Genomic DNA, 26,399 nt, shown 5'->3' on the forward strand with positions numbered 1-26,399 from the left:
ATCATGATCCACACTCAAACGAATGATATTGCGTTTCACCCCATATTTTTTTGCTATTATTTGAATCTGTCTGGAACCCTGATGTCCGATTGACGCGCAGCCGGAGAATAATGGAAATCAACAATTTCGTTGTTGGTTGTCCGAAAAATTTTAAGGATGTCCGCCAGGGCATTTTAGTATATGATTTGGCTATTCAACACGCTTTAAAAAGAAGAAACTCATGGAGACGCCTTATCCTGTTCTTGTTCGCGCAATGACCGGCGCGGAAATAACGCACAGCGATGTTCATCAGATGGTCGCTCGAATAGAAAGAGAGATTGATGGCGATGGTGACGCAATGATCACATCTGCAAGGCGGCGGCAGGCAACAGCGATAGCCTTGGCGTTCTTCAATTCTTCCATTTAGAAAAATAGACGTTTTAGACCTTTGGCTTGTAGCGGAGCCACGAGAGCGATCCGCATAATGCGGCCAGAATGGTGAGGTTGACAATTTCCGGAACCACCGCGCTCAGATCGACAGAATGAATTTTCCAATGTCATCGACGTGACACATCGCGCTATCGATTTTTGGCAAAGCCGCATCGACATTGTTCAACAATATCGGGAATTCTGTGCAACCAAGGACCACGGCTTGCGCACCTTTGGATTTAAGATCGTCGATCAATCCCAGAAAATAATCTCGTGCTTCAACGGAAAAAACGCCACGCGACATTTCTTGATACAGGAACGATTGGACTTTCCATCTTGCTTCCATTTCAGGGACGATAACATCAACTGAATATCGGTCTTCCAGCCTTGACCGGATAAAATTCCCCTCCATCGTATAACGTGTCCCGAGCAGGCCGATTTTTCTGTAGCCCATCTTGCCAATATATTTTCCAACAGAATCGCCGATGTGGAGGACCGGTATGTCCAGATGATCCTGTACATCCTCGTATATTTTGTGAGGTGTGTTTGCACAAAAGGCCAGGCCCTCACATCCAACGGATTGCAGTTCTTTTCCGGCTTCGATTAATATGCTGGCAATTGTTTGCCAGTCGTCTGCCTTTTGAAGATCGTGAATTTCCTTTTGATTGAGGCTTACAACGCAAAGGCGGGGATTAACATTGTCATTGAAGTGCCGATTCACTTCCTTGTTCAATTCGCGATAATAGTCGATGGTGGAAAGCCACGACAGTCCTCCGACCAGACCAAATTTCCTCATGATTTCCGTCCCCGAGATCGTTGCATTTCCTGTTTTGTTAGCCTGCAATTTTTACCGGCACAAAATAATATCGGGACAAACCGCCCGAGGTCTGTCGACGCGATCGGAGAAGAGGCCAAAAACTATTGCTCAGTTTCGTGCAAATCGGGCGGCATAGCGTCCTTGGCGCGATGCCCCGCCAATATCAGGACTGCGGCGATAAGCCCGCCGTTGACCAGCAGACCCAGCGCACCCGATATGGGGTCCTGAATAAGGGAGACCACGAACAGGGCACTCGCGAAAAGAATCACAAATCCGACCGAGAACGGATAAAGCGGAACCCGGAAAGGGCGCGCCAAGCCCGGTTCCCGGCGGCGAAGAATCACGAGCGCAACCATAACCACGATCAATGCAAGTATCGTTGAGGGTGCCTGCATCGAAACCAAGGTGAGATAAGTGCCTGTCACAAGAAACACGCTCGCGGCGAGGGCGATCGCAAGCATTGCGAACAATGGAGTGCCACGGGGATCCACATAAGCCATTGGCGCCGGGAACAAGCCCGCGCGCGCCAGTGAAAAGAGCAGCCTGCTTGCTGAGACAAGCATATAGTTCGCGATCGCAGCGACAGAGATCACGCTGAAAACAGCAATTGCGACATCAGCGGTTTCACCGATCGCGAGGCCTGCCGCATCGGCCACCGCGAGTTCCGATCCCGCCATAGCGGCAGTGCCGAGCGTGTGGACGAGGGCAAAATTCACCAACAGGTAGATCCCGGTGATTGCAACTATGCCGAAGACGAGCGACCGTGGTATATTGCGTCCCGGGTCATCCACTTCTTCGGCAAAAAACACTACATTTTGCCAACCGTTGAAAGTATTCCAGATCACGATCAACGCGGTACCAATCGCGATCCAGTCGCTGCGAAGAAAGGCCGGGGGGTGCGTCGGAGGCACGGCGCCGGGGCTGGCCAATAACGCAATCACGAGTGCGATCAGCACGCTGCCCTTGAATGCAGCAAAACCAACTTGCAAACCGCCCGAAACACGCGTGCCCAACGCGTTCACCATGCAAAAGCCCGCAAGCGCAAGCAGACCGAGACCTTGTGGGCCAAAGCCGCTGTCGGAAACGCCCAATCGAATCAGGAATTCGCCGATAACGAAGGAGAGAATGGAGAGAGAAAGAAGTGATCCGAATAGTCCGGCCAGACCTACGGCGACCCCCACGCGCGGGCCGATCGCCCGCGCAACGTATGCATAAAAGCCGCCGGCGCGCGGAATAGCCGCCGCCAATTCGGCGTAACACATCCCGGCGATCAAAACGAGCAGTCCGACACCCGCCCACAGAGCAAAAATAAGCACAGGCGATCCGGTCGACGCCGCGACCACTCCCGGACTTCGAAGAATTCCCTGACCAATGACGCCACCGACGACAGCCGCAAGGCCGAAAGCGAGGCCAAGAACACGCAGTAACCTACCTTGCTTCAACATTGCCTCTTCCCCCCGGACAAAAAAGCCACCTCAATTGCACGTCCGCTATGCAGTAACGGTGGCGCCGCAACATAGCCAGTCCTGACGCGGTCATTGAAAGCAGAATATTGTTCATCATCTTGCCGGGTAAAAAACTGATCATGATCCCCTTTTTCCAGGGCGTTCGAATTTCCACTTGGTTTGCTCTGCCGCAAAGTTATAACATTGGCCAACCTGAAAGCCACAGCCACAAAGGATCATATATGACAAAGATGAAGACTCACGGCCTCGCGCTGTTTGCCGTATTGCCGCTGCTGGCGATGACCGTACCGGTACAGGCCCAGTCGGTCATTGGATCGGGCGTTCCGGCGAGTACGACCGGGAACAGCCAGGAACGGCCAATCGGGTTCACAGAGCAAATACCCGCAACTACTGCGCTTGTCATCCTGACCCGAAGCGCGGAGTTGCCTGATGTAGCGGGCCTTTCCGAGGCGGAGCGCAACGCGGTGGAGGCGGCCCTTGCCGCCGAGGGATTTAAAGGAAACCAGGGTCAAAGCCTGAAGCTCAGGGGCATTGGGGAGCGCCCGTTGATAATGATTGTCGGAGCTGACCAGCCCGATGAGCGGGGTCCTGACTGGCGAGGAGCCGCAGGCAGCGCCGTCCAAAAATTGATGAAGGAGGAGGCTGAGCTGACCGTTGTCGGCGCACCTGATCCCGCAGCAATGGCGGACGCAGCGCTCGGGTTGGCGCTGGGCCAATACCGGTTTGATCGTTATCAATATGACGTTGAAAAGCGTCCGGCCAGCCAGAAGGTGACGATTGCAGGCAACGGAGCGAGCGAGGCACAAACGCTTTGGAATGGTCGAAACAGGAATCTCGCCGAGGGGGTACGCTTTGTCCGCGATCTGCAAAGCGAACCGGCCAACGCACTCTATCCGCAAAGTTTCGTGGAACGCACACGTGCGGCCTTTGCAGGCATCTCAAACGTGAGCATCGAGATTCTTGATGAAGAAGCGATGCGGAAACTCAATATGGGCGCCATTGTTGGCGTTGGCCAAGGCAGCCCGCGCGGGTCGCGGATGATGATCGTCAGCTATCGCGGCGCAAGCGGGCCTCCGCTAGCGCTCGCAGGAAAAGGAATAACTTTTGATACGGGCGGTATATCACTGAAATCCAATACCGGCATGTGGGCGATGAAGGCGGATATGTCAGGAGCCGCTGCCGTGATGGGGGCAACATTATCCCTGGCCAAAAGCCGTGCGCCGGTAAATGTCGTAGCGGTCGCAGCCTTGGCCGAAAATATGCCCGGTGCCAATGCGCAGCGCCCTGGTGATGTTGTCCGCACCTATGGCGGCAAGACGGTGGAGATTCTTAGTACCGATGCCGAGGGTCGGCTGGTGCTGGCCGATGCGGTGCAATATGTAGCGGATCGCTACAAACCATTTGCGCTGGTTGATATTGCGACGCTGACCGGTTCGGTCGGCCGGGCATTGGGCGACCAATATGCCGGACTGTTCGCTCGCGAAGATTCTGTGGCAGACCAGTTGATGAACGCTGGGGAGAAAAGCGGAGAGCATCTATGGAGATTGCCGCTCCATCCAGCCTACGCGAAAGCCGTGCGTTCGGACATTGCTGATGTAAAAAATTCGGGCGTCACTGATGCGCCTGGTGCCAGCGCCGGCGCGCATTTCATTGGCTATTTTATCGATGAATCGCTGCCTTGGGCGCATCTCGATATTGCCGGTGTGGATTGGTATAGTTCCGCACGACCGCTGACGCCCAAAGGCGCGTCCGGATTTGGTGTGCGTCTGCTGGATCAACTCGCTCGTGATTGGAAACCGGAATAGCTATACATGCCAAATAGAAACCCTATGCCATTATGCGAGAAGATTGTCGGGACGGAATCGGCGGGGAATGCAAGAGGAACCGCAAGGGATGGCCTTCGTGCGGTGAGTGAACCACGCACTGACACAGAGTGAAGCTCTTTAGCACGGTTGGTCTGGTTGCCGTGGGCTGACAGAAATACAGATTGTTAAGCGACTCCCGCAGGACATACTGCGGGAGTCGATGACCTCTTAGAAATCGAATGTAGCAGACGCCTTGAACGTGCGCGGTGCGCCAAGCGCCAGATCCGGGCGGAACGTATCGAAAGCCGACGCCCAATAGGCCTTGTTGGCCACATTATCGATGCTGAGCCGCAACGTCAGCGGATTTTCGCCCACCAGCGTTACGTAACGCGCTCCGATATCGAACCGCGTCCAGGCATCAAGGAACAATGTATTGGTAATGTCGGCAGGCTGCTCGCCGGTATGGACCACACGACCGGTCAGCGTCAGCGCGGGCACAAAGGGCACGTCCCATTCGACATTGGCGTTGAGCAGAAATTCCGGGACGCCCACCGCGTTATTGCCTTCGTTGACGCCGTTCTGCGTCTGCCGCAATTTGGCGTCGATCACCGAACCACCGGCGATCAGGCGCAAACCCTTGGTGACTTCACCTGCGAGGGTGAACTCTATCCCCCGATTGCGCTGGATCCCGAAAGGCCCAAATTCCAGCATTGTTGAATCCGCCGGATCGAGACGGAGAATAGCCGTTTCCCGATCTATCTGGAACAGCGCCAGCGTCAGGTCCATCGGACCAAGGGCGAGCTTGCCTCCAATCTCATATTGCTCAGATACGTAGGGCGAGAGCACTTCACCGGCATTGCTGACCGGCAGCGCTGCGCCGCCATTGGGGTTGGCACCACTGACAGGCGCGCTTGCGCCCTGTACTAGAGATTCGATACGATTGGCGTAGAGCGACAGCCCCTCGACCGGCTTGACCACCAGGCCAAATACCGGTGTCCAGGCATCTTCCTTATATTCACCTGTCAGCGCCTCGGTAAAAGCAGAGTAGGATTTCGAACGAATTTCCTGCAGACGCACGCCGGCGGTGAACATCACACGGTCGTCCCAGAAACCGACCGTGTCGGAAATAAACGCGCTCCGCAGGCGGGTCCGCGAAATCGGGAACGGATCATCTAGGTTGCCGCCGACAAAGGAGACGGTCGAAGACCGCGTTACCTCGATCGGGTCGTAGAGATTGTTAAGCTCGGGTGAGACGGTGTAAAATTCATAGGCATTCCGGTTCACCAGCCAGTTCATCGATCCGCCGAAATTGATCTCGTTGGAAATCCCGCCGGTCTCGAACCGGGCGCGCAACCCCGCAGTGGCCGCTTCATTATTGTCGGTGCGCGGGATATAAGAACTGGTGACCGAAATATCGCCAGTGGTCGCATCGAGGAGCAATGGCGTGCTGTATACGCCCTCTTCCGATCCGTCGCGCGCGCCGAAGGCAGCGTATATCATCACATTCTCCGCAATATCATATTCGGCGCGGAACTGGCCGAAGATATCGCGAAGCGTTGTATATTGCCAAGGCTGGCCGAAATTCGTGCTGGCGTCGGGTTCGTCGGGGATCACGTTGACGCCGGATACCCGCAATTTCGGACGGAAGTGCGCGACCTTTATCCGCTGGTAAGCGAGATCGAGCGAAAGGCGCAGCGGGCCGGAATCATAGTCGATTGCACCACCCAGCACATAGGTGCTGCGAAACTCGTCGTCGACCGAGACATCGCCGCTCCGAACCGCACCATTGACGCGGATGCCCCATTCACCATCGACGCCCAGTCGGCGACCAATATCGAAGCTGCCGCCGACATGTTCGGATGCTGTATATCCTACAGTCGCACGGGTCGTGTCACGATCATTGGCGCGTTTGGGAATCAGATTGACGCTACCGCCAATCCCCGAGCCGCCTGGTGCTGCTCCGTTGAGGAACGCACTGGAGCCATTGAGCACCTCCACCGATTCATAGAGTTCGGGCGCCGCCAGCTGGCGCGGCATGATACCGTACAGGCTGTCATAACCGATATCGTCACCGCCAAGCGTGAAACCGCGAATATTGAACAGTTCGCCTGCGATGCCAAAACCGGTCGTCGTCCGGATGGTCGGATCATTCTCGAGCACTTGACCGAGCGTTTGTGGCTGCTGGTTGAGGATCAAGGCAGAATTGTAACTGCGTACACTGAAGGGCAAGTCTTCGGCAGGCTTGTCGCCCAACACACCGGCGCTGCCGCTTTGGCTCACGCCGGTTTGGTTATCCCGCTGCGCGGTGACGATGATCAGGTCTTTGTCAGCCTGGGGTCCCTGAGCGAATGCAGGGAAGGCCAGCGCAAGCGCTGTGGCACTGACGGTGAACTGAAGCGCGGTACGCGCAGGTTTGTGATTCATTATTCAACTCCCTCAAAATATAATCTGGAATTATCAGCTACGCCGAGTCCGCATCGCCCAAACCAGGGCGGCGATCGGCGCTGCCAGCCCCAGCCAGGACAGACCATCGCGCCAGCCATCCCCGGTCAGGGCGATCACCAGGCCGACAATGCCGAGCAGGAAGATGGCTGCCGGCCATGCGAAGATTGCGCGGAGCGACAGGCTGTGCTGTTTGCGTTTGATCATTCTGCCGCGACCGCCATCTGCTCAAGCTTGCGAAGATGCGCCCGCGAAGAGGGCTCGCCTTTCACCAGCCAGAGATAGAGGCCACTGGCCAGCACCACGATGGTGAACAGCGTCAGCACCGCCCACAGTAGTTTGAGAGGCAGTCCACCGTAGTCGCCGAAGTGCAGTGGACGCGAGAGCGAAAGCGCCTGATAATACCATGGCATCGGCCTGGCATCGGTGAACGTCCCGGTCTCTGCATCAATCAGGGCGGGAGTCAGTAACCGCTCAGTCAGCGGCGTATCGCCCTGGAAAAACACGGCATAATGATGTTTCGAGCTGAAGGTTCCGCCGGGAAAGGCGATGAATTGCGGGTTGTTACCCGGCAGCACAGCTCGGGCCTGCGCCATGGCATGATCGAGCGACCCGTAACGCTCCGGTGGCAGTGCTTCGCGCCCGGCATATTCGATGGTCATATCAGCCAGTTCATTTGCCTGCCAGATATCCTCGATCGGCGTCGACAGCGCATTGATCACGCCGGTCAGGCCGACAACCAGCATCCAGGCCAGCGCGACAATGCCCAGCAGGTTGTGATAATCGAGCCATTTGAGACGGGGGCTGCGCGATACGCGCAAGGTCCCGAAATCGAGTTTGCGCATGAACGTCGCGTAAAGCACCACACCGGATATCAGGGCAACGGTGAACAATATTCCGATCACCGCGAGGAAGAGCATGCCCGGCAAGCCCAGAAACATATCCGTGTGCAATTGCAGCAGGAAGTGCATCACACCACCATCACTGTCCGCTGCGACGCCGATTTGTTGGCCGGTAGAGCGATCAAATGACTGGATGGTCATTTCCGCTCCTGGCGAATTCGGTCGCGGGGCCGTTGTGATGGTCATGGATGGCTGTTCATTGTCGAAGGCCATGTAAACCGGCACCTCACCGGGACGGAGAGCCAGCGCGCGGCGCATCATTTCATCGAGCGGGAGCAGGCCCTCCGCGTCGCTGGACGAACCCACATCAGGCATGCCATATTCAGGCTGCTCTTCGGTCAGCAGGTCAATTTCATCATGAAATATAAGCGGCAGACCGGTCATACAGAGCATTAACAGGAACACCGTGCAGAGCAGGCTGGTCCACTTGTGCGCCAGAAACCAGAGCCGGATCGCTCTTTGTGTCAAATAAAAAGTCCTTGTTGCAATCGATTATCATTAGCCTTTATCGATCGGTTTCATTGGTTGCAAGAATGAAATTTTTGCGCTGATCCAACTTTGTATGTTCCCCCCAACGGTTGGCCAACGGTGTGACAGGGGAGCCGAGCGGTACCATTCCTTAGTAGTCAAACCGCTCGCAACAGGGTTCCGCTTTTGTCATGCCGAGTCCTGTGATCCGGTCCGGCAGGCCGGTCGCCAGCCCGCCCCAAATCGGATTGTCACCCATATTCTGTTGCAGCCAGAGAGGAAGAAACATTTCGACAAAATTACGCTGTCTATCTGCGCTATATGGCGTGTCTGCGCACATTTTTCGTCTCAAAACGCCGGAAGTTCAAAATTCTGAAACGGTGGTGAAATTGTTTAATAGCAAAAACAACAGCTATGTTGCACTGCAACATCTCATAGGTTACCCGCAATATGAACAAGTTTTCAAAACCGATAATCATTCATTGGAATCGTCCATGGCTTTCGCATTCCCCGTTTACCTATCCCGGCGCGTTCGGCCTGTTCTGGGATTGTTTGCGCTGCTGCTGGTAGCGGCTTGTGGCGAGACAGCACCGCCGCCGCCACCTGCAAATATAGTTTCGGTAGCCTTGCCGCTGCAACGGGAAGTTGTTGACTGGGACGAATTCATCGGCCGGTTCGAAGCGATCCAGGACGTTGAAATCATGCCGAGGGTGAACGGCACTATCGAGAAAATATCTTTCCGCGAAGGGGTCGAGGTCAGCAAGGGTCAAGTCTTGTTCGTCATTGATCAAAGAACGTTTCGTAATTCGGTGGCTGAGGCACGAGCCGCTCTCGACGAGAGCAAGGCGACCGTTGCCAACGCCCGCACCGAGATGGAGCGCGCCAGGGAATTGCTGGCCTATGAGGCAGTGAGCAAGGAAGAATTTGAACAGAAGCAGGCGACCTATCGCAGCGCCGTAGCCCAGCGCAGTGCAGCGCAGGCACGGCTGGATAACGCACGGCTGCAACTATCCTATACCACCGTCCGTTCGCCCATCAGCGGCCGGATATCGGACAAGCGCGTCGCATTGGGCGATACGGTTATCGCGGGGCAGACCGTGCTGACCCGTGTTGGCACGGTCAACCCGATCTATTTCAGCTTCGAGGGGGCCGAAAGCTTTTACCTCAAATATATTCGCCAGGATCAGCGGGGTGAACGGCGGTCGTCGCGCTATGCCCAGAATCCGATCGAAATCCAGTTGGCCGACGACAGCGGTTATAACTGGCGCGGGCGCATGACTTTCGTCGATTCCGCCATTGATCCGGATTCCGGGACAATCAGGGCCCATGCCGAAGTCCAGAACCCCGATGGATTCCTGGTTCCCGGCATGTTTGGACGCGCACGATTGCTCGGCTCCGGAACCTATCAAGCGATGCTTGTGCCCGACGAGGCGCTGATTACCGATCAAACTCGAAAATTGCTTTACGTTGTCGGAAAGGACAAAAAAGTTACCCAGCGGGTCGTTGAGGTCGGACCGATGGTGGAAGGTTTGCGGGTCATCCGCGACGGGCTTGCACCAACCGAAAAAGTGGTACTCGACGGTCTGGCCGCGCTGCGGCCGGGGATGGAAGTCAAGGCCAAGCTGACCCAGATCAAGCCGCGCTCCGACAATACGGCACCGGTATCGATCCCTGCGAAAGCACCGTCCCCCACCGAAGCAACGCCGGCGGAGTAAGGAATGAAATTTTCCCATTTCTTCATCGACCGACCAATCTTCGCAGCGGTCCTGTCTATCCTGATCGTTATTTTCGGGATCGTCGCCTATCCCAGCCTGCCTGTGGCGCAATATCCCGAAATCGCTCCGCCGACCGTAGTGGTCAGCGCCAGCTTCCCGGGCGCGACGTCGGAAACCCTGGCCGAAACAGTGGCAGCACCGCTGGAGGAGTCGATCAACGGCGTCGAGGACATGATCTATATGTCCTCTTCGTCGACTGGCGATGGCAATCTCACGATCACGGTGACCTTTGCCCAGGGCGTGGATATCGACCAGGCACAGGTTCTGGTGCAGAACCGGGTGTCCTCGGCGGAACCGCGATTGCCGACCGAAGTCCAGCAAATCGGTGTTACCGTTCTCAAGAACTCGCCCGATATACTACTGGTTTCAACCTTCTACTCGGGCGACGACTCGTTACCGCAGCAATATGTGTCCAACTATGTGAAGTTGCAGGTCATAGACCGGCTTTTGCGGATTCCCGGAGTGGGCGGCGTACGGCAATTCGGCGGTCGTGACTATAATATGCGGATATGGATCGATCCCGATCGTGCTGCGGCACGCAATCTGACGGTCGACGAGATTACCAGCGCGGTGCGCGCCCAAAACGCACAAGTGTCGGCCGGTTCAATCGGTCAACCGCCATTCAACGAAGGCGGCACCGCCTTCCAGCTCAGCATCCAGACCGAAGGCAGGCTGACCACTCCGGAACAGTTTGGACAGATCATCGTCAAACGGGATGATCAGGGGCGGCTGACGCGATTGGGTGATGTCGCCCGGGTTGAGCTCGGTGCGCAGGACTATAGCGTCAACGCTTATCTAAAGGGACGACCGACCGTCGCCATCGGGATCACCCAGCTCCCAGGGTCAAATGCGCTTTCAACGGCCGAGGCGGTCAAGGCCGAACTCGAGAGGGCGTCGCAAAGCTTTCCGCCGGGAATGAACTACGAAATCCCATATAATCCCACGGAGTATATCGAGGCTTCGATCGAGGCGGTGCAGGATACGTTGATTGAAGCGATCATATTGGTCGCGATCGTCGTGCTTGTTTTTCTGCAAAGCTGGCGCGCAGCGGTCATTCCTATCATCGCCATCCCGGTGTCTCTGATCGGTTCGCTCGCGATGCTCGCGGGCTTTGGCTTCTCGCTCAACAATCTGTCACTGTTCGGCATGGTGCTGGCGATCGGCATCGTCGTCGATGATGCAATTGTCGTAGTTGAGAATATCGAACGGCTGATGGAAGAAAAAGGATTGAGCGCGCTGGAAGCGGCGCATGAAACAATGGACGAAGTCTCGGGCGCGCTGATTGCCATCGCACTGGTTCTTGCCGGTGTGTTCATCCCGACTGCGTTCATTCCCGGCATATCCGGTCAGTTTTACCAACAATTCGCCCTGACCATCGTCAGTGCAACGATAATTTCTGCCTTTGTCTCCCTGACCCTGTCGCCGGCCATTGCCGCGCTGCTGCTGAAACCAAGAGGGGATGCGGAGCCGGAGGAAGGATGGCGCGGATTTCCTGGGCGTTTTTCCCGTAGATTCAACCGCGGTTTCGACAGTCTTTCGCAACGTTACGGCAGGTTCACCTCGCGTGCAGTGCGCATGCTGTTGATCGTCTCGGTGGTTTATGCCGTGTTGATCGGGCTGACCGCATGGCGCTTCAACGACACGCCGACCGGCTTCATCCCTCCACAGGATCAGGGTTTTCTGATCGCTGTCGTGCAAATGCCGCCCGGAGCATCATTGCAGCGCACCGATGAAATATTGGCTAAAGCGCAAGAGGTCGCGCTCGCCAACGAATCGGTCGAGGCGACGGTTGCCTTTGCCGGGCTAGACGGGGCGACCTTCACACTCGCACCCAATGCAGGGACCATGTTCATTCCGCTGAAACCGCACGGCGAAAGAGTCGATGCAGATGCGGTCGCTCAGGAATTACGTGGCGCCATGGCATCCATCACAGCGGGAAATGTGCTTATCATTCCACCGCCGCCAGTGAGCGGAATCGGCACCGGAGGCGGCTGGAAAATGATCGTCGAAGATCGCGGGGGCGCCGGATTGAAAACCCTGGAACAGGTAACCATGGGTCTGATGATGGCGGCCAACGGCGAGGAAGGCCTGACCTCTGTATTCACCACCTTCAACACCCGCACACCCCGCCTCTATGCTGATATCGACCGGGAGCGGGCGGAACGGCTAGGCGTTCCGGTCGAGAATATATTCTCGACTCTCGGCACCTATCTGGGTTCGACTTTCATCAATGACTTCAACTATCTCGGGCGGACCTTTCGTGTCACCGCACAGGCAGACGCGGCGCACCGCGACCAGGTAAGCGATATCGGTCGGCTGAAGACCCGGTCGGCGGCGGGCAAGATGGTGCCCCTTGATGCGGTAATGACACTGAAGGATGATAGTGGTGCCTATCGGGTTGTGCGCTACAATCTCTATCCCTCGGCCGAATTGCAGGGTGATACGGTTAGCGGCTATTCCACCGGAGAATCGCTGGAGACGATGGAGAAACTGGCGACAGAAATGATGCCCCAAGGCTTTGATTTTGAATGGACCGAGCTGGCTTTTCAGCAAAAGCAGGCTGGCAATACCGGGACCGTCATCTTTGGGCTGGCGGTGATCTTCATTTTCCTGCTTTTGGCGGCGCAATATGAGAGTCTGGTCCTGCCATTGGCAGTCATCATGATTGTTCCCATGTGTTTGCTTGCGGCGATACTGGGGGTCAACCTGATGGGGATGGACAATAATATTCTCACCCAGATCGGACTGGTCGTGCTGATCGGGCTGGCCGCAAAAAATGCGATCCTGATTGTCGAATTTGCCAAGCAGAACGAAGATGCAGGGATGGAACTGCTGGAAGCTTCCCGTCATGCCGGGGCGCAGCGTTTGCGACCGATCCTGATGACCTCCTTCGCCTTTATTCTCGGCGTATTGCCGCTGGTGATCGGATCCGGTCCCGGGTCGGAAATGCGACAGGCCCTGGGCGTAGCGGTGTTCTTCGGCATGCTCGGTGTCACATTTTTTGGACTTTTGTTCACGCCGAGCTTTTATGTCATCGCGCGAAAGTTGGGTGATAAACTAGCCCGGAAAAAACCTGCAACTGAAATCCCCCTGGATACCGCTGAGGAGACAGGATCGTGAGAAAATTCGCTGGAATAGCGCTTGCGGTGATGGGGCTTTCGGCTTGTACTGTAGGGCCAGATTATCGGCCACCGTCAGCACTGCCGGACGGCTCCTTGACGTTGACCGAAACGAAGGATAATTCCAATATTGTCTTGGCCGAGCTGCCCGAAAAATGGTGGCAATTGTTTGATGATCCCGTGCTCGACCGATTGATCGACAAGGCGCTGCGCAATAACAATGATTTGCGTATCTCCTCGGCTAATTTACAACGATCGCGCGCATTGCTGGTTGAAGCGGGGGCAGGGCGCTTGCCGGTAACAACTGCCAGTGGATCGGCGACGCGTCAGCGTAGCTCGAGCGCAACGGGTGCTACCAATTCTGCATCAGGTGGACTTAGTCCAGTAACGGTCGATTTCTTTTCGGTCGGATTTGATGCGTCTTACGAAGTGGACGTTTTCGGTGGCGTCAGCCGTTCGATTGAGTCAGCCCGAGCCGATACCCAAGCGATACAGGCGATATTGGATGCAACCCGGGTATCTGTTGTGGCTGAAACCGCGCGGACCTACGCACTGATATGTTCATTTGCCGTGCAGGCAGTGGTGGCGCGAGACACTGCCACTTTACAGGAACGGACACTCGATCTTACCCAGCGCCTCTTGCTTGGTGGACGCGCCAATCGCCGCGATGTCGATCGTGCAACTTTATTATTGGAGCAGGCGCGTGCGCAAGTGCCCCAGTTTGAATCCGAACGCCGTGCGGCGCTATATGCACTTGCCGTATTGACCGGCGATCCTCCGGCCAACGCGGATAGTGAAGCCGCGGAATGCGCGGCATTGCCGCGAATCGAAGCACCTCTTCCGGTTGGCAATGGCCGCGATCTCCTCGCCCGACGTCCTGACGTTCGTCAGGCTGAACGCCAACTTGCAAGTGACGTCGCGCAAATAGGGGTGACGACATCGCAGCTTTATCCTTCAATCACGTTGCTCGGCGGGTTATCGCTTGGTTCGACCGACGTCGGTGATCTGCTCAAGGATGATTCCTTTGGCTATTCCATCGGGCCGTTGATCAGCTGGAATTTCCCGTTCAACAACGCTGCTCGCGCCAGAGTGAAACAATCGGAAGCGATTGCCGATGGTTCGCTGGCACAATTTGATAAAATCCTGTTGACCGCGTTGCAAGAGACCGAACAGGCGTTGGCACGTTTGACCGGCGCAATAGAAAGAGAAAATGCCCTCGACAAGGCGGTGGCTGCCAGCGAAAGCGCCGCTAAAATTTCAAGGCTCCGCTATGATTATGGCGCAGACAGTCTGTTTCAACTGCTCGATTCCGAAAGCGAAAGAGCGCAAGCCCGTGCTTCCGCTGCTGCTGCCGGCGCCGACCGTTTGGCCGCGCAAATTAGTCTATTCAAGGCTCTGGGCGGTGGATGGCAAAATCCGCCAGAAATAATCAACAAAAAATGGGATCGAGAATAGTTCTGTGGTTCAAGAAGATCGTAAATTTATTGCAGTCTTCTATTGAACGAACTTGATATGCAACTTTTCCGCTGTTTTGTCGAACTGACATAATTAAACAATGATGAGTGGCGGACAGGGTGGGATTCGAACCCACGGAGAGCTTGCACCCTCGGCGGTTTTCAAGACCGCTGCATTCGACCACTCTGCCACCTGTCCGCACAACCGATAGGGCCGGGTCGCACGCGTCCTAGCGTTCTCGATTCAAAAGCGCAAAACATTTTGCAAGCGACCGTATAAGGAATCGAAATCAGGCCGGAATTGGGGTTTCGCGGCGAGCGGTTGCGTCTGTGAGATATTTAGGGATTCCCCTCGCACGGGCTTTGTGCGACAACGACCTGACAAAAAGGAAGTATTCATGCGTATCATGACCGCCATCGCACTTTTGAGTATCAGCGTTGCACCACCGATGGAAGACGCCAAAGCTCAAAGCAGCAATTCCAGCTTTGAATCCTACCTGCAGGAAGTCCGGCAGAAATCCTTGCTTGAAGGGGTCCGCGCCGAAACGCTGGATCAGGTCTTGCCAGGGCTGACCTATAATCCGCGGGTGATCGAACTCGACCAGTCGCAGCCCGGTGGCAGTTTCAACAGTGCGATCCCGCCCTTTGCACCCTATCAGCGGCGACATATCACCAGCCAGAGGATCGCGAACGGGAAGGCGGCCTATCGCCGGCTGATGACCAAACTGATTGATGTCGAACGCGAAACCGGCGTGCCGGGGCCGATCATCATGGCAATTTATGGCAAAGAAACAAACTATGGTTCCTACATGGGCGACTTCAATATTCCTCGCTCGCTGGCAACCCTGGCTTATGAAGGCCGGCGGCGTAGCCTTTTTGAACCCGAACTGCTCGCTGTACTGACACTTATCGACAACGGCGTCCCTCAATCCGCTCTTAAGGGAAGCTGGGCCGGAGCCATGGGCATGCCGCAATTTCTGCCCTCGGTCTATTTGCGACTGGCCAAGGATGGCAGCGGCGATGGCTATGCTGATATCTGGAACAACGAATATGACGCGGTCGCCTCGATTGCCAATTATTTTGTCAATGCAGGCTGGCGCAGGGGCGAACCGTGGGGCATTGCTGTCAATGTTCCGTCTTCGCTGGATCGAGCGGCGATCGAAAGCAAGATTGTGCCGACCCGCTGTCCGCGCGTGTTCAATCGTCACAGCCAGTGGAAAAGCATGGCTGAATGGCGGGCGCTGGGCGTCACACCGGCGACCGGACATCGTCTTGACGACAATATCATGGCGACCTTGCTCGAACCCGATGGGCGCGGCAACAGGGCCTATTTGTTGACCGGCAATTACCGCGTCATTCTGGATTATAATTGTTCAAATTTTTACGGGCTAGCAGTGGGGTTATTAGCGGATGAAATACGCAGTTAAATTTGGGATATTGTCGTCTGCGACTTTGGCATTGGCCAGTTGCAGCGGATCTCGCGATTTTGGAAATTTCCCGGAGGGCGTGCCCGCTCCGGGCGGCGCGGGTCAGATCGGTGGAGCGGTTGCCGATTATCCGCAAAAGATCGGCGAACCATATCAGGTCGGCGGCAAAACCTATACGCCAGAAGAAGTCGCGAGCTACGATGAAGTCGGCTATGCCAGCTGGTATGGCGAAGAGCTTTCCGGTAACCAGACCGCCAATGGCGAAGCGTTCAACCCACAGGGAATTTCGGCAGCCCACAAGACACTTCCGCTCCCTACCTACGTCGAGGTTACGGCTCTTGATACAGGGCGGACAATATTGGTTCGGGTCAATGATCGCGGACCTTTTGCCAATGATCGGCTCATCGACCTGTCCCACGGCGCCGCAAAGCAACTGGGTATCGATCAACAGGGGACCGCCGGGGTTCGGGTCCGCAAGGTCAATCCCAATGAACAGGAGCGTGCAGTGCTGCGCGCAGGCGGGGCCGCGAAGGAACGTATCCCTACGCCCGATTCGCTTCTATCGATATTGCGGAAAAACCTGGCCAAGCTCCCAACCCCGGTCACACCGGTTCGACAAGCAGCCGCGTCAGCTTCTGTACCGACGACTAGTCCCACGTCGACGCCTCCACAGACAGCAACAAATCGGGACGGCCGATTCATCATCGAAGGCGGCGGGCGTCCGGGTCCCGTTGAAAATAGTGTTGGCAACAATTATGTCGGCGGCTTGCCGGGATCCTATGTCGTGCAAGTCGCTGCGTTCAGCAGCAAAGCGCGCGCGGACGCCCTAGCCACAAAAATCGGTGCCAAAGTCATGTCTGACGGAACGCGGTCGATATGGCGGGTGCGATACGGACCTTATTCGAGCGAGAAAGATGCGCAGGTCGGACTCGCACAGGCACAGCAGCGGGGTTATAGCGGAGCACGAGTCTTGCGCGCGGACAAATAGCTGTCGGTCGCTGAATATTGATCAGGAATCCTGTCTAAATGAAAAAATATCTTCTGGCATCTTTGCCACTTATCGCGCTGTCATCAATCGTTGTTGCTGCACCCGGTTTTGAGACCGAGGCACCCATTGCCTATATGACGGATCTGTCCTCGGGCGCGGTCCTGTACGAAAAAAATGCAGATAAACAAATCCCCCCGGCTTCAATGGCCAAGATGATGACCGTATATGTAGCATTCGATCTGATCAACAAAGGCAAGCTCAAGCTGGATGACAAGTTTCGCGTTAATGAAGAAACCTGGAAAAAGTGGAACAATCAGGGTTCCACGATGTTTCTGGGCGTGGGCGATCAGGTTAGCGTGAGCGATTTGCTGCATGGAATCGTGACCCTGTCGGGCAACGACGCCTGTGTCGTTCTCGCAGAAGGCATTGCCGGTTCGGAAGAGGCTTTTGTCGGACTGATGAACAAGCGGGCGAAGGAACTGGGCATGTCGAAGAGTCAATTCGGCAACAGCAACGGCTGGCCCGATGAAGGCCGGACCAAAGTTACGGCACGGGACCTTGCAAAACTCGGCTCTGCAACGGTCAATAATTTCCCCAAATTATATGATGCGTTCTACGGCCAGGACGAGTTTTCGTGGAACGGCATCACCCAAAGCAACCGCAACCCGCTGATGGGGAAAGTGGCCGGATCTGACGGATTGAAGACCGGTCATACCGAAGAAGCGGGATATGGCTTCACCGGTTCCGCCGAACAGAAAGGCAGGCGCCTGATATCGGTCCTCGCCGGGCTCGACAGCTATGGCGGGCGTGTAGAGGAATCGGTTAAATTCATGAACTGGGGCTTCAACGCCTGGGAACCGAAGAAACTTTTCGACAAGGGCACGAAAGTCCAGACGGCCGAAGTACAGCTGGGCGACAGTTCCAGCGTATCTCTGGTCGCGGAAAAGGATATCTTTGCCACCCTGCCGAAGGGTTCTGACGGCGAGATGGCGATGAAAGTCACCTATGACGGCCCGATCAAGGCACCGATTGCCAAGGGCCAGGCTGTTGCCACCCTGATCGTTACGATAGCCGATGCCGGCCAGCAGTCAGTCCCGCTGGTCGCCGGAGAAGATGTCGGCGAAGCCGGGTTTTTCGATCGCGTCTGGGCAGGATTCAAATCACTAGTAGGAATGGGGTAAACTATGGGCAGGGGGGTCGGTCGTTTTATCAGCCTTGAAGGCGGCGAGGGGGCTGGAAAGTCTACTCAGGCAAAGGCACTGGCCTTCGCTCTTGAATCAAAAGGCTTTGCAGTCACATTGACACGGGAGCCAGGGGGTACGACGAGTGCGGAAATCATCCGCGATCTGCTTTTGAGCGGTGCCGAGGAAAAATGGCATATTCGCACAGAGGCCCTGCTGTTCGCTGCATCGCGCGCCGAGCATTGCGCAAAATTGATCCGGCCCGCACTGGCTCGGGGAGAATGGGTGATCAGCGACCGCTTTGTCGATAGCAACCGCGCCTATCAGACGGTGAACGGGGAACTAACCGACGACGACATTCTCGATCTGCACCGGATCGGAAGCGGCAATCTAATGCCCGACCGTACGTTCATTCTCGATGTCCCCGAAGAAGTGTCGGCTAAAAGAGCGGCGGCCAGAGATCGCGGCGGCAGCGACCGTATCGGACGCCGAAATAGCGAATATCATCGCGCCGTGATGACAAATTTTCGTAAAATGGCGGCGAATTCTCGTGAACGGATCAAACTGATCGATGCCGCACAGGCACCGAATGTCGTTACCGAAACCCTCATGAAGAATATGAGTGATTTGATGGTATGATGTCATGACGTCATTTCTGGGTCACGATAAGGTCCGGCAGACATTCTGTCAGTCGCTTGCCAACAACAAGCTCCACCATGCCTGGATTTTGGCCGGAGACAAGGGCCTGGGCAAGGCTGGCTTTGCGCAGCAAGCCGCTCATTTCCTTCTCAATTCCCGCAATCGGCCTACGGATTTTTCCCATATTCAGGATGATGAGGCCGGGCATCTTCTTGCTGCGGGATCCCATCCTGATTTTCGCTTGCTCCGCCGTGGGGCCAAAGGCGACAAGGAAGAGAAAAAGGCGAGGGACAACGGGCTTGATTCGCTGGAAGAGCACGAGTTGGCGCGCAATATCAAGGTCGACCAGATACGCGCGTTGCAGCCGCTGTTCCAGAATCAGGCCTCCATTTCCGAGTATCGGGTTGTGGTTATCGACGCAGCCGATGATCTCGAACGGGCAGGGGGCAATGCGATTCTTAAAAATCTTGAGGAACCGCCAAAAAATACGATATTCTTCCTGATCAGCCATATGCCTGACCGGCTGCTGCCAACCATCCGTTCGCGGTGCCAGATGCTGCGATTTGACCCGCTCAGCGATGCCGACATGCGGATTATTTTAAAGAATGCCGGGGCCACATTGACCGACGCCGATATCGACGCCCTTGTGGTTGCCGGCGAGGGCTCGCCGGGTCGCGCTTTGCAATATATCGAGGCTGGGCTGGCAGAACTGGAAGGAATTGCCCGCGAAATCATCAAAACCGGTGACCGCGACAATAGACTGAAGAGCGATCTCGCACGGAAACTGTCGCTGAAGGCCGCAACCCCGCGCTATCGCGCCTTTCTCGAACGGGCTCCCAGCCTGATCGCCGAGCAGATAAAGTCTGCGAACATGTCCTGTTCATTACCGGCCATCGAAAAATGGCGGGAAGCCAGCGATCTGGCTACCGCTGCGCTACCGAAAGCGCTGGATAATCAGGCCGTCATCTTCCGCCTCGGCAGTCTGATGGGCGAGCTTGCTCAGGCTGGACGCGTAAAATAGAGATTTTGGCTGTTTACAACGGCCGCCAATCCATCAAGAGAGATGGTTATGTCCAAACCTTTTTATATTACCACCGCGATCAGCTATCCCAATGGTCGCCCGCACATTGGCCACGCCTATGAGGCAATTGCCGCCGATGCCATCGCACGCTTTCACCGGCTGACTGGCCGCGATGTCCGTCTGATCACCGGAACCGACGAACACGGACTGAAAATGGTCCAGACAGCGCGCGATGCTGGCAAGTCGACTATCGATCTGGCGGATGAAATGTCTTCCTATTTCATAGATATGTGTGATAAACTTAATATTCAATATGATGGATTTCGGCGCACGACTGAGCCCGCCCACCACGATGCCAGCAAGGCTTTGTGGACGGCGATGGAGGCAAGTGGCGACCTCTATCTTGACCGTTATGAAGGCTGGTATTCAGTCCGTGACGAAGGCTTTTACGCAGAAGACGAACTGGTGATGGGCGAGGGGGGTGAAAAACTTTCGCCGCAAGGCACACCGGTTGAATGGACCGCCGAGGAAACATGGTTTTTCAAATTGTCAAAATATCAGGACAAGTTGCTGAAACTTTATGAAGAGCATCCCGAATTTATTCAGCCGGAAAGCCGTCGTAATGAAGTCTTGCGCTTCGTTGAAGGTGGATTGCGGGATCTCAGTGTTTCGCGGACCAGTTTTGACTGGGGTGTTCCGGTGCCCGGATCGCCAGGCCACGTCATGTATGTCTGGGTTGACGCGTTGACCACCTATATGACCGGCGTTGGCTATCCCGATACTGAGGGCATGTTCGCGAAATATTGGCCGGCGGACCTGCATCTGATCGGCAAGGATATCGTCCGTTTCCACGCGGTTTACTGGCCCGCTTTCCTGATGAGTGCCGGTCTGCCGCTGCCAAAACAGATTTTCGGGCATGGCTTCCTGCTCAATCGCGGCGAGAAAATGTCTAAATCAGTAGGCAATGTCGTCGATCCGATGGCGCTGGCCGAGCATTTCGGTGTCGACCAACTCCGCTATTTTCTGCTCGCGGATGTCGTGTTCGGCAAGGACGGGACTTATTCGGCCGATGCGATTGTCACCAAGACCAACGCCGACCTGGCGAATAATTTCGGCAATCTGGCCCAGCGCAGTCTGTCAATGATCGCCAAAAATTGCGACGGAAAGGTTCCCTCCCCCGGAGAGGCGACAACGGCGGAGCAAGAGTTACTCAACCAGCTGGACCAGTGTTTTGATGACGTCGCGGCGGCAATGACCGGCGGTCTGTTCAAGATTGACGCAGCGCTAGATACCATCCGCGAGCGGTTGAGTGCGACCAACACCTATTTTGCCGATCAGGCACCATGGGCGTTACGTAAAACCGATCCGGCGCGGGCCGATACGGTGCTCTACTATACGGCGGAAGCAATCCGTAGACTGGCAATCATGCTGCGCTGGGCGATACCGGAAAGCTGTGACAAGATTCTCGATCTCTTGTCACAGGCTGAAGATGCGCGCGATTTCGAGCATCTCGCAACAGCGATCGAGACGGGAATAGAGCTGCCGGCTCCACAGGGTGTTTTCCCGCGACTGGAATTGCCAAAAGGGGAAGCGGAGGCTTGAAATGCTGGTCGATAGCCACTGTCATCTAAACTATAAGGGCCTCGTGGAAGAGCAGGGGGCTGTCCTTGATCGCGCCCGGCAAAGCGGAGTTACCGCAATGCTCAATATCTCCACACGCGAGAGCGAATGGCGGGATATTGTCGCGACCTCCGAACGGGAGCCGGATGTCTGGGCGAGCATCGGCATCCATCCGCACGAAGCCGATGCCCATCCCGATATCGACCTTGCAAAACTGGTAAGCGAAGCCGCGCATCCTCGGGTTGTCGCCATCGGCGAGACAGGTCTCGACTATTATTATGAACACAGCGACCGCGAACGTCAGAAGCAAAGCTTTCGCACCCATATTCATGCGGCGCGCGAAACCGGATTGCCGATCATCGTCCATACCCGCGATGCCGAAGATGACACTGCGGATATCATGGCCGAAGAAATGGAGCAGGGCGCCTATACCGGTGTTATCCATTGTTTCACCGCCAGCGATGATTTCGCCCAAAAAGCGTTGACGATGGGGCTCTATATTTCGATTTCCGGGATCGTGACCTTTAAAAATGCGAAGGACCTGCAGGAAAGCGCGGCCCAACTGCCTGCCGACAAACTGCTCGTCGAAACCGATGCGCCCTTTCTTGCCCCTGTTCCGCATCGCGGCAAGACCGGTGAGCCGGCCTTTGTTGCCGACACTGCCCGCTTTCTCGCTGCATTGCGGCAAGAGGATTTTGGCGAGCTTTGCGAAAGGACTAGCGCCAATTTCTACCAGCTGTTCACCAAGGCGCGACCCTGAATGTGGCTTTAAAACTTACCATATTGGGATGCGGAACATCGTCTGGCGTGCCCCGTATCGGCAATGACTGGGGTGATTGCGACCCGAATGAACCAAAAAATCGCAGGACGCGTGTTTCCATCCTGGTGGAAAGCGCAACCACTCGGATTTTGGTCGATACTTCGCCCGACCTGCGCAACCAGTTTCTCGACAATGATCTCGACCGGATTGACGCCGTAGTCTGGACCCATGATCATGCAGACCATTGCCATGGCATCGACGATTTGCGCTCTATATTCCAGACAACCCGCGAACCAATCGCCGCATATGCCCGGCCATATGCATTGAACAGTTTGAAGGAACGTTTCGCCTATGTCTTTCAAGACCACGATTATTACCCTTCAATTTGCAAAGCTATCGCACTGGAGAGGGATCGCGAGATCGGCGATATCAAGGTGCGCTTTGTTGATCAGCCGCATGGCGGTATAACCTCTGCAGGCTTGCGCTTTGAGCATCAGGAGAAATCAATCGTCTATGCCACCGATTTTGGTGAAGTAACGGCGGAAATGGAGGCTTTATACAGTGGTTGCGATCTGCTGGTCGTCGACGCCTTGCGTGACAAACCGCACCCCACCCACGCCCACCTCGACATGACATTGGCATTGATTGAAGCGGTGAAACCGGAACTCAGCCTGTTAACGCATATGGACAAGTCGATGGACTATAACCATCTTGTGAGCATATTGCCGGAACATATCCGGCCTGCCTATGATGGTTTGATGAAAGAAATCTGACTCGTGACCGAGGACCAAAATCTCAATCTTGTGTTTGCTATCGGCGCACTGGTGCTTGTCGCAAGCGCCTTATTCTCCCGCCGGATAGGATTTGGCGAGATCGTCAGGACGGCGCTGGCATGGATTGCTATCTTCGTGGTTTTCATCGTCGGCTTTTCCTATCAGGATGAAATACTGGCGGTCTGGAACCGGGTATCCGGCGAAGTTACCGGCACCAATGAACAGACCGTCGTCGGAAACAGTTTGCGAATCCGCCAATCGCCCGACGGCCATTTCTGGGTCGACGCAAAGGTTAACGCTCAGTCCGTGCGATTCCTGATCGATAGCGGGGCAACCACAACTGCTATGACGTTGCGGACCGCACAAAGCGCCGGTGTAGACATCAGCGACAGTCCGTTTCCGGTGGTATTGAGTACGGCGAACGGATCTGTCGCGGCGCAGCGGGGTACAATCCAGTCTTTGCAGATTGGACCAATGGAAGCACATGATCTGCCAGTTGTCGTCGCGGAAGAATTCGGCGACTCCAATGTCATCGGCATGAATTTTCTGTCAAAGCTTAAAAGTTGGCGGGTTGAGGGCAATGAAATGATAATGGAGCCACCTGGCACCTCTCCCCCCACCGATATTTAATTTAACATAATATATATTATCAACCTTAATGATGGATAGAACGGAAGCCAATTTGATCGATCCCCTGCTTGAAATCATGCGCCGTTTGCGCGACCCGGCAGACGGGTGCGAATGGGACAAGGTGCAGACGTTCAAGACCATCGCGCCTTATACGATCGAGGAAGCCTATGAAGTCGCCGATGCCATCGAGCGCGATGATATGGCGGGATTGAAAGATGAATTGGGCGACCTCCTCCTCCAGGTTGTATTTCACAGCCAGATTGCGGCCGATGCCAAGCAATTTGATTTTGACGATGTGGTCACGACGATCTGCAACAAAATGACAAGGCGGCATCCGCATATTTTCGGCGAAGCGGAGCAGAGCCCGGGTTGGGAACAAATCAAGGCCGATGAACGCGAACGATCCGGTCAGAGCAGCGCGCTGGACGGCGTCGCCTTGGCCCTGCCCGCGCTGTTACGCGCTCAAAAAATCCAGAAACGGGCCGCTCGGGTGGGATTCGACTGGCCCGACAAAGAACCGGTGAAGGAAAAACTGCTCGAAGAGCTCGAAGAAGTGGCGGCGGCCCGTACTGATGAGGAAGTGCACGAGGAAATCGGTGACCTGCTCTTTTCTGCGGTCAATCTGGCCCGGCATTACAAGGTCGATGCCGAGCGTGCCCTCGCTGATGCAACCGAGAAATTTATCCGGAGATTCAATATAGTAGAAGCTAATGTTACCGAATCAATGGACGATATGCCGCTCGAGGATCTGGAAGCGGAATGGCAAAAAGCGAAAACCAGCCTAGCCGATGACTGACCGCTTATAACGCCTGAAAGCGCCCCCAGTTGCGCGGTGACATTTCCACAGCCAGCACCAGATTGCCGGCATCCTGCTCACTGCTTAAAATCCGCCCATTTTCGTGCAGCCAGGCAAGTTTCTTGCCATCGGACACGGCCACTGTTACCTTTTCCGAAATATAGCCTTCGGACAGGGTTTTTGCGATCAGGTCGACAAGCCTTTCAACGCCCTCGCCGGTTTGCGCCGAAATCGTGCAGACATTTGGCGGCAGCGAAGCCGAAATTCGGGAATATAGCGGATCATCTTCGGTAATCCGGTCAATCTTATTCCATGCTTCAATCACCGGAGGCCCCTCGCCCGCGTCCTCGGACACGCCAAGATCAGCCAGTATCTGCCGGACATCGCGCGCCTGAGCATCGCTTGCCTCGTGCGAGATATCGCGGACATGCACCACAATATCAGCCGCGCTGACTTCTTCGAGCGTTGCCCGGAAGGCCGCTACCAGTTGCGTGGGGAGGTCGGATACGAAGCCGACAGTGTCCGATAAAATCGCCTTGTCATAGCCAGGTAGCGGAAATTCCCGCATTGTCGGATCGAGGGTCGCAAACAACAAATCCTCTGCAAAGACATCGGCACCGGTCAAGCGGTTGAACAGGGTCGATTTTCCGGCGTTGGTATAACCGACCAGCGCAATAACCGGCCACGGTGCACGTTGGCGGCGATCCCGGTGAAGCGCGCGAGTCTTGCGCAAATGAGCGAGATCCTTGCGCAGCTTCGCCATGCGGTCCCGGATCATGCGGCGATCCGATTCGATCTGGGTTTCTCCGGGACCACCAAGAAAGCCGAAACCACCCCGCTGCCGCTCGAGATGGGTCCAGCTGCGGACAAGCCGGCCAGCCTGATAATCGAGATGCGCCAGCTCGACCTGCAAACGACCTTCTGCCGTAGCCGCCCGGGCTCCGAATATTTCGAGAATCAGACCAGTTCGGTCGATTACCTTAACGTCGAGCTTCTCTTCCAGATTACGCTGCTGAATCGCACTTAAACTGCCATCGACAATCAATATCGTGGCTTCGTTTTCAGCCATCATCGTACGGATCTGGTCGACCTGACCGGAACCGAACAGGGTTGCGGGCTTGGCTTTGCGAACCGAAAAATAATGCGAAGCCGTCGCCACCAGTCCGATCGCAAGAGCCAGACCGACCGCTTCATCCAGCCGATACTCGAGCGCCGATTGGCTCAGAGACACCATGTCAGGATGTACGATAAGAGCCCGGCGGCTCTTGCTGTCGAGACTTTCCTTCTCAAATGGGATCAATCTGCACCATCAGCTGCTTGGTTATAGTCTGCCAGATTCAGCGGTCCGCCCGGCTGAACGGTGGAAATGGCATGCTTATACACCAGTTGTGAAAGGCCTTCGCGTTCCAGCAGGATACAGAAGAGGTCATAGGCGGAAACCTTGCCCTGCAACATCACGCCATTGACAAGAAACATGGTCACCGGATCCGTGCTGTCGCGGACCGCTGTCAGAAACACTTCCTGCAACACCCCTGCCCGAAATTTGGCATTCTCCATCATGTCGGAAAAAACCTGGGTGTCGATCGCTTCGGAAGGCATGATCGTGGAAATCGCGTGCTTGTACACCAGCTGGGATTGCCCGTCGCGGCGCAGCAGTACAGAAAAATTATCAAACCAGGTCACGATGCCCTGTAGTTTGACACCTTTGACCAGAAACATGGTCACCGGGGTTTTGGATTTTCTAAGGGAGTTTAGGAACAAATCCTGTAAGTTATTTGATTTATCGGTCATTTTTGACTCCAATTATTGGCCATCTTTGCGATGACATTTTATGATTTATGTGACGATTTCCTCCATATTGCAGGGTTCGCCACCCCCCATATATGAGATTAGCACGTTCACGACAAC

At 55.5% G+C, this 26,399-nt stretch carries 22 protein-coding genes and 1 tRNA gene; 15 read left to right on the forward strand and 8 right to left on the reverse strand.

The window, feature by feature from the left end; genetic code table 11:
• Window positions 1-220: 220 nt before the first annotated feature.
• Window positions 221-406: a hypothetical protein gene (locus tag ACN0VD_RS00465; RefSeq protein ID WP_417590467.1), complete on the forward strand. Its 186-nt coding sequence runs from the start codon at window positions 221-223 to the stop codon at window positions 404-406.
• A 102-nt stretch (window positions 407-508) separates the two neighbouring features.
• On the opposite strand, the gene ACN0VD_RS00470 is transcribed toward ACN0VD_RS00465, so the two are convergent.
• Window positions 509-1,204 carry an aspartate/glutamate racemase family protein gene (locus ACN0VD_RS00470; protein ID WP_417590469.1) on the reverse strand — a complete coding sequence of 232 codons (696 nt, stop codon included), beginning with the start codon at window positions 1,202-1,204 and terminating at the stop codon, window positions 509-511.
• A 122-nt stretch (window positions 1,205-1,326) separates the two neighbouring features.
• Window positions 1,327-2,670, reverse strand: coding sequence for an APC family permease (locus ACN0VD_RS00475; protein WP_417590471.1), 1,344 nt, complete (start codon window positions 2,668-2,670; stop codon window positions 1,327-1,329).
• 242 nt (window positions 2,671-2,912) lie between these two features.
• Between ACN0VD_RS00475 and ACN0VD_RS00480 the strand changes: the two genes are divergently transcribed.
• Window positions 2,913-4,496: a leucyl aminopeptidase gene (locus tag ACN0VD_RS00480; protein WP_417590473.1), complete on the forward strand. Its 1,584-nt coding sequence runs from the start codon at window positions 2,913-2,915 to the stop codon at window positions 4,494-4,496.
• Window positions 4,497-4,724: 228 nt separating this feature from the next.
• Here ACN0VD_RS00480 and ACN0VD_RS00485 read toward each other — a convergent pair whose 3' ends face one another.
• Genes ACN0VD_RS00485 through ACN0VD_RS00495 form a run of 3 tightly spaced genes read right to left on the reverse strand, consistent with a single transcriptional unit; the run spans window position 4,725 to window position 8,308 of the window.
• Window positions 4,725-6,920 carry a TonB-dependent receptor gene (locus ACN0VD_RS00485; RefSeq protein ID WP_417590475.1) on the reverse strand — a complete coding sequence of 732 codons (2,196 nt, stop codon included), beginning with the start codon at window positions 6,918-6,920 and terminating at the stop codon, window positions 4,725-4,727.
• A gap of 33 nt (window positions 6,921-6,953) precedes the next feature.
• Window positions 6,954-7,145, reverse strand: a complete 192-nt coding sequence (locus tag ACN0VD_RS00490; RefSeq protein ID WP_417590477.1) for a hypothetical protein — start codon at window positions 7,143-7,145, stop codon at window positions 6,954-6,956.
• Entirely contained in the window at window positions 7,142-8,308 is a 1,167-nt protein-coding gene (locus ACN0VD_RS00495) for a PepSY-associated TM helix domain-containing protein (RefSeq protein WP_417590479.1), read from the reverse strand. The genes ACN0VD_RS00490 and ACN0VD_RS00495 overlap by 4 nt, the downstream gene beginning before the upstream one ends.
• A 494-nt stretch (window positions 8,309-8,802) precedes the next feature.
• On the opposite strand from ACN0VD_RS00495, the gene ACN0VD_RS00500 reads away from it, so the two are divergent.
• The 3 genes from ACN0VD_RS00500 to ACN0VD_RS00510 are packed head-to-tail and all read left to right on the forward strand — an operon-like array spanning window position 8,803 to window position 14,657.
• Window positions 8,803-10,023 (forward strand): efflux RND transporter periplasmic adaptor subunit, encoded by a 1,221-nt coding sequence (locus ACN0VD_RS00500; RefSeq protein ID WP_417590481.1) that lies wholly within the window; start codon window positions 8,803-8,805, stop codon window positions 10,021-10,023.
• Window positions 10,024-10,026: 3 nt separating this feature from the next.
• Window positions 10,027-13,203: an efflux RND transporter permease subunit gene (locus tag ACN0VD_RS00505; RefSeq protein WP_417590483.1), complete on the forward strand. Its 3,177-nt coding sequence runs from the start codon at window positions 10,027-10,029 to the stop codon at window positions 13,201-13,203.
• A complete protein-coding gene (locus ACN0VD_RS00510; RefSeq protein WP_417590485.1) occupies window positions 13,200-14,657 on the forward strand; it encodes an efflux transporter outer membrane subunit in 1,458 nt (485 codons plus the stop codon). Before ACN0VD_RS00505 ends, ACN0VD_RS00510 begins: the two co-directional genes overlap by 4 nt.
• Before the next feature lie 108 nt (window positions 14,658-14,765).
• On the opposite strand, the gene ACN0VD_RS00515 is transcribed toward ACN0VD_RS00510, so the two are convergent.
• Window positions 14,766-14,855: transfer RNA gene (locus tag ACN0VD_RS00515), tRNA-Ser, on the reverse strand.
• Window positions 14,856-15,054: 199 nt separating this feature from the next.
• Here ACN0VD_RS00515 and ACN0VD_RS00520 point away from each other — a divergent pair.
• Genes ACN0VD_RS00520 through mazG form a run of 10 tightly spaced genes read left to right on the forward strand, consistent with a single transcriptional unit; the run spans window position 15,055 to window position 24,491 of the window.
• Window positions 15,055-16,083, forward strand: coding sequence for a lytic murein transglycosylase (locus tag ACN0VD_RS00520; RefSeq protein ID WP_417590487.1), 1,029 nt, complete (start codon window positions 15,055-15,057; stop codon window positions 16,081-16,083).
• Window positions 16,067-17,071, forward strand: coding sequence for a septal ring lytic transglycosylase RlpA family protein (locus tag ACN0VD_RS00525; RefSeq protein ID WP_417590489.1), 1,005 nt, complete (start codon window positions 16,067-16,069; stop codon window positions 17,069-17,071). The genes ACN0VD_RS00520 and ACN0VD_RS00525 overlap by 17 nt, the downstream gene beginning before the upstream one ends.
• A 38-nt stretch (window positions 17,072-17,109) precedes the next feature.
• Complete coding sequence (locus ACN0VD_RS00530; protein WP_417590491.1) at window positions 17,110-18,252, forward strand: D-alanyl-D-alanine carboxypeptidase family protein; 1,143 nt, start codon at window positions 17,110-17,112, stop codon at window positions 18,250-18,252.
• A gap of 3 nt (window positions 18,253-18,255) precedes the next feature.
• Window positions 18,256-18,891, forward strand: coding sequence for a dTMP kinase (gene tmk / locus ACN0VD_RS00535; RefSeq protein WP_417590493.1), 636 nt, complete (start codon window positions 18,256-18,258; stop codon window positions 18,889-18,891).
• A 4-nt stretch (window positions 18,892-18,895) separates the two neighbouring features.
• A complete protein-coding gene (locus ACN0VD_RS00540; protein ID WP_417590495.1) occupies window positions 18,896-19,912 on the forward strand; it encodes a DNA polymerase III subunit delta' in 1,017 nt (338 codons plus the stop codon).
• 48 nt (window positions 19,913-19,960) lie between these two features.
• On the forward strand, window positions 19,961-21,514 hold the full coding sequence (gene metG / locus ACN0VD_RS00545; protein WP_417590497.1) for a methionine--tRNA ligase: 1,554 nt from the start codon (window positions 19,961-19,963) through the stop codon (window positions 21,512-21,514).
• A gap of 1 nt (window position 21,515) precedes the next feature.
• Window positions 21,516-22,292: a TatD family hydrolase gene (locus ACN0VD_RS00550; RefSeq protein ID WP_417590499.1), complete on the forward strand. Its 777-nt coding sequence runs from the start codon at window positions 21,516-21,518 to the stop codon at window positions 22,290-22,292.
• A gap of 2 nt (window positions 22,293-22,294) precedes the next feature.
• On the forward strand, window positions 22,295-23,065 hold the full coding sequence (locus ACN0VD_RS00555) for an MBL fold metallo-hydrolase (RefSeq protein WP_417590501.1): 771 nt from the start codon (window positions 22,295-22,297) through the stop codon (window positions 23,063-23,065).
• A gap of 3 nt (window positions 23,066-23,068) precedes the next feature.
• Window positions 23,069-23,695, forward strand: coding sequence for a retropepsin-like aspartic protease family protein (locus ACN0VD_RS00560; protein ID WP_417590503.1), 627 nt, complete (start codon window positions 23,069-23,071; stop codon window positions 23,693-23,695).
• 52 nt (window positions 23,696-23,747) lie between these two features.
• Window positions 23,748-24,491: a nucleoside triphosphate pyrophosphohydrolase gene (mazG, locus tag ACN0VD_RS00565; RefSeq protein WP_417590505.1), complete on the forward strand. Its 744-nt coding sequence runs from the start codon at window positions 23,748-23,750 to the stop codon at window positions 24,489-24,491.
• 4 nt (window positions 24,492-24,495) lie between these two features.
• On the opposite strand, the gene hflX is transcribed toward mazG, so the two are convergent.
• Window positions 24,496-25,791 (reverse strand): GTPase HflX, encoded by a 1,296-nt coding sequence (gene hflX / locus ACN0VD_RS00570; RefSeq protein WP_417590507.1) that lies wholly within the window; start codon window positions 25,789-25,791, stop codon window positions 24,496-24,498.
• The gene (gene hfq / locus ACN0VD_RS00575) at window positions 25,788-26,282 is read right to left on the reverse strand and encodes an RNA chaperone Hfq (RefSeq protein ID WP_417590509.1); all 495 of its coding nucleotides are present in this window, start codon (window positions 26,280-26,282) and stop codon (window positions 25,788-25,790) included. Before hfq ends, hflX begins: the two co-directional genes overlap by 4 nt.
• Window positions 26,283-26,399 lie beyond the last annotated feature (117 nt).

This window comes from Parasphingorhabdus sp., assembly GCF_048267785.1.
In the GTDB taxonomy this organism is placed as follows: Bacteria; Pseudomonadota; Alphaproteobacteria; order Sphingomonadales; family Sphingomonadaceae; genus Parasphingorhabdus.

What these genes read in the sequence shown, in the direction of transcription:
- ACN0VD_RS00465 (WP_417590467.1), top strand. Translation starts at nt 221, where the DNA reads ATGGAGACGCCTTATCCTGTTCTTGTTCGCGCAATGACCGGCGCGGAA.
- ACN0VD_RS00470 (WP_417590469.1), bottom strand. Translation starts at nt 1,204, where the DNA reads ATGAGGAAATTTGGTCTGGTCGGAGGACTGTCGTGGCTTTCCACCATC.
- ACN0VD_RS00475 (WP_417590471.1), bottom strand. Translation starts at nt 2,670, where the DNA reads ATGTTGAAGCAAGGTAGGTTACTGCGTGTTCTTGGCCTCGCTTTCGGC.
- ACN0VD_RS00480 (WP_417590473.1), top strand. Translation starts at nt 2,913, where the DNA reads ATGACAAAGATGAAGACTCACGGCCTCGCGCTGTTTGCCGTATTGCCG.
- ACN0VD_RS00485 (WP_417590475.1), bottom strand. Translation starts at nt 6,920, where the DNA reads ATGAATCACAAACCTGCGCGTACCGCGCTTCAGTTCACCGTCAGTGCC.
- ACN0VD_RS00490 (WP_417590477.1), bottom strand. Translation starts at nt 7,145, where the DNA reads ATGATCAAACGCAAACAGCACAGCCTGTCGCTCCGCGCAATCTTCGCA.
- ACN0VD_RS00500 (WP_417590481.1), top strand. Translation starts at nt 8,803, where the DNA reads ATGGCTTTCGCATTCCCCGTTTACCTATCCCGGCGCGTTCGGCCTGTT.
- ACN0VD_RS00505 (WP_417590483.1), top strand. Translation starts at nt 10,027, where the DNA reads ATGAAATTTTCCCATTTCTTCATCGACCGACCAATCTTCGCAGCGGTC.
- ACN0VD_RS00520 (WP_417590487.1), top strand. Translation starts at nt 15,055, where the DNA reads ATGCGTATCATGACCGCCATCGCACTTTTGAGTATCAGCGTTGCACCA.
- ACN0VD_RS00525 (WP_417590489.1), top strand. Translation starts at nt 16,067, where the DNA reads ATGAAATACGCAGTTAAATTTGGGATATTGTCGTCTGCGACTTTGGCA.
- ACN0VD_RS00530 (WP_417590491.1), top strand. Translation starts at nt 17,110, where the DNA reads ATGAAAAAATATCTTCTGGCATCTTTGCCACTTATCGCGCTGTCATCA.
- tmk (WP_417590493.1), top strand. Translation starts at nt 18,256, where the DNA reads ATGGGCAGGGGGGTCGGTCGTTTTATCAGCCTTGAAGGCGGCGAGGGG.
- ACN0VD_RS00540 (WP_417590495.1), top strand. Translation starts at nt 18,896, where the DNA reads ATGACGTCATTTCTGGGTCACGATAAGGTCCGGCAGACATTCTGTCAG.
- metG (WP_417590497.1), top strand. Translation starts at nt 19,961, where the DNA reads ATGTCCAAACCTTTTTATATTACCACCGCGATCAGCTATCCCAATGGT.
- ACN0VD_RS00550 (WP_417590499.1), top strand. Translation starts at nt 21,516, where the DNA reads ATGCTGGTCGATAGCCACTGTCATCTAAACTATAAGGGCCTCGTGGAA.
- hfq (WP_417590509.1), bottom strand. Translation starts at nt 26,282, where the DNA reads ATGACCGATAAATCAAATAACTTACAGGATTTGTTCCTAAACTCCCTT.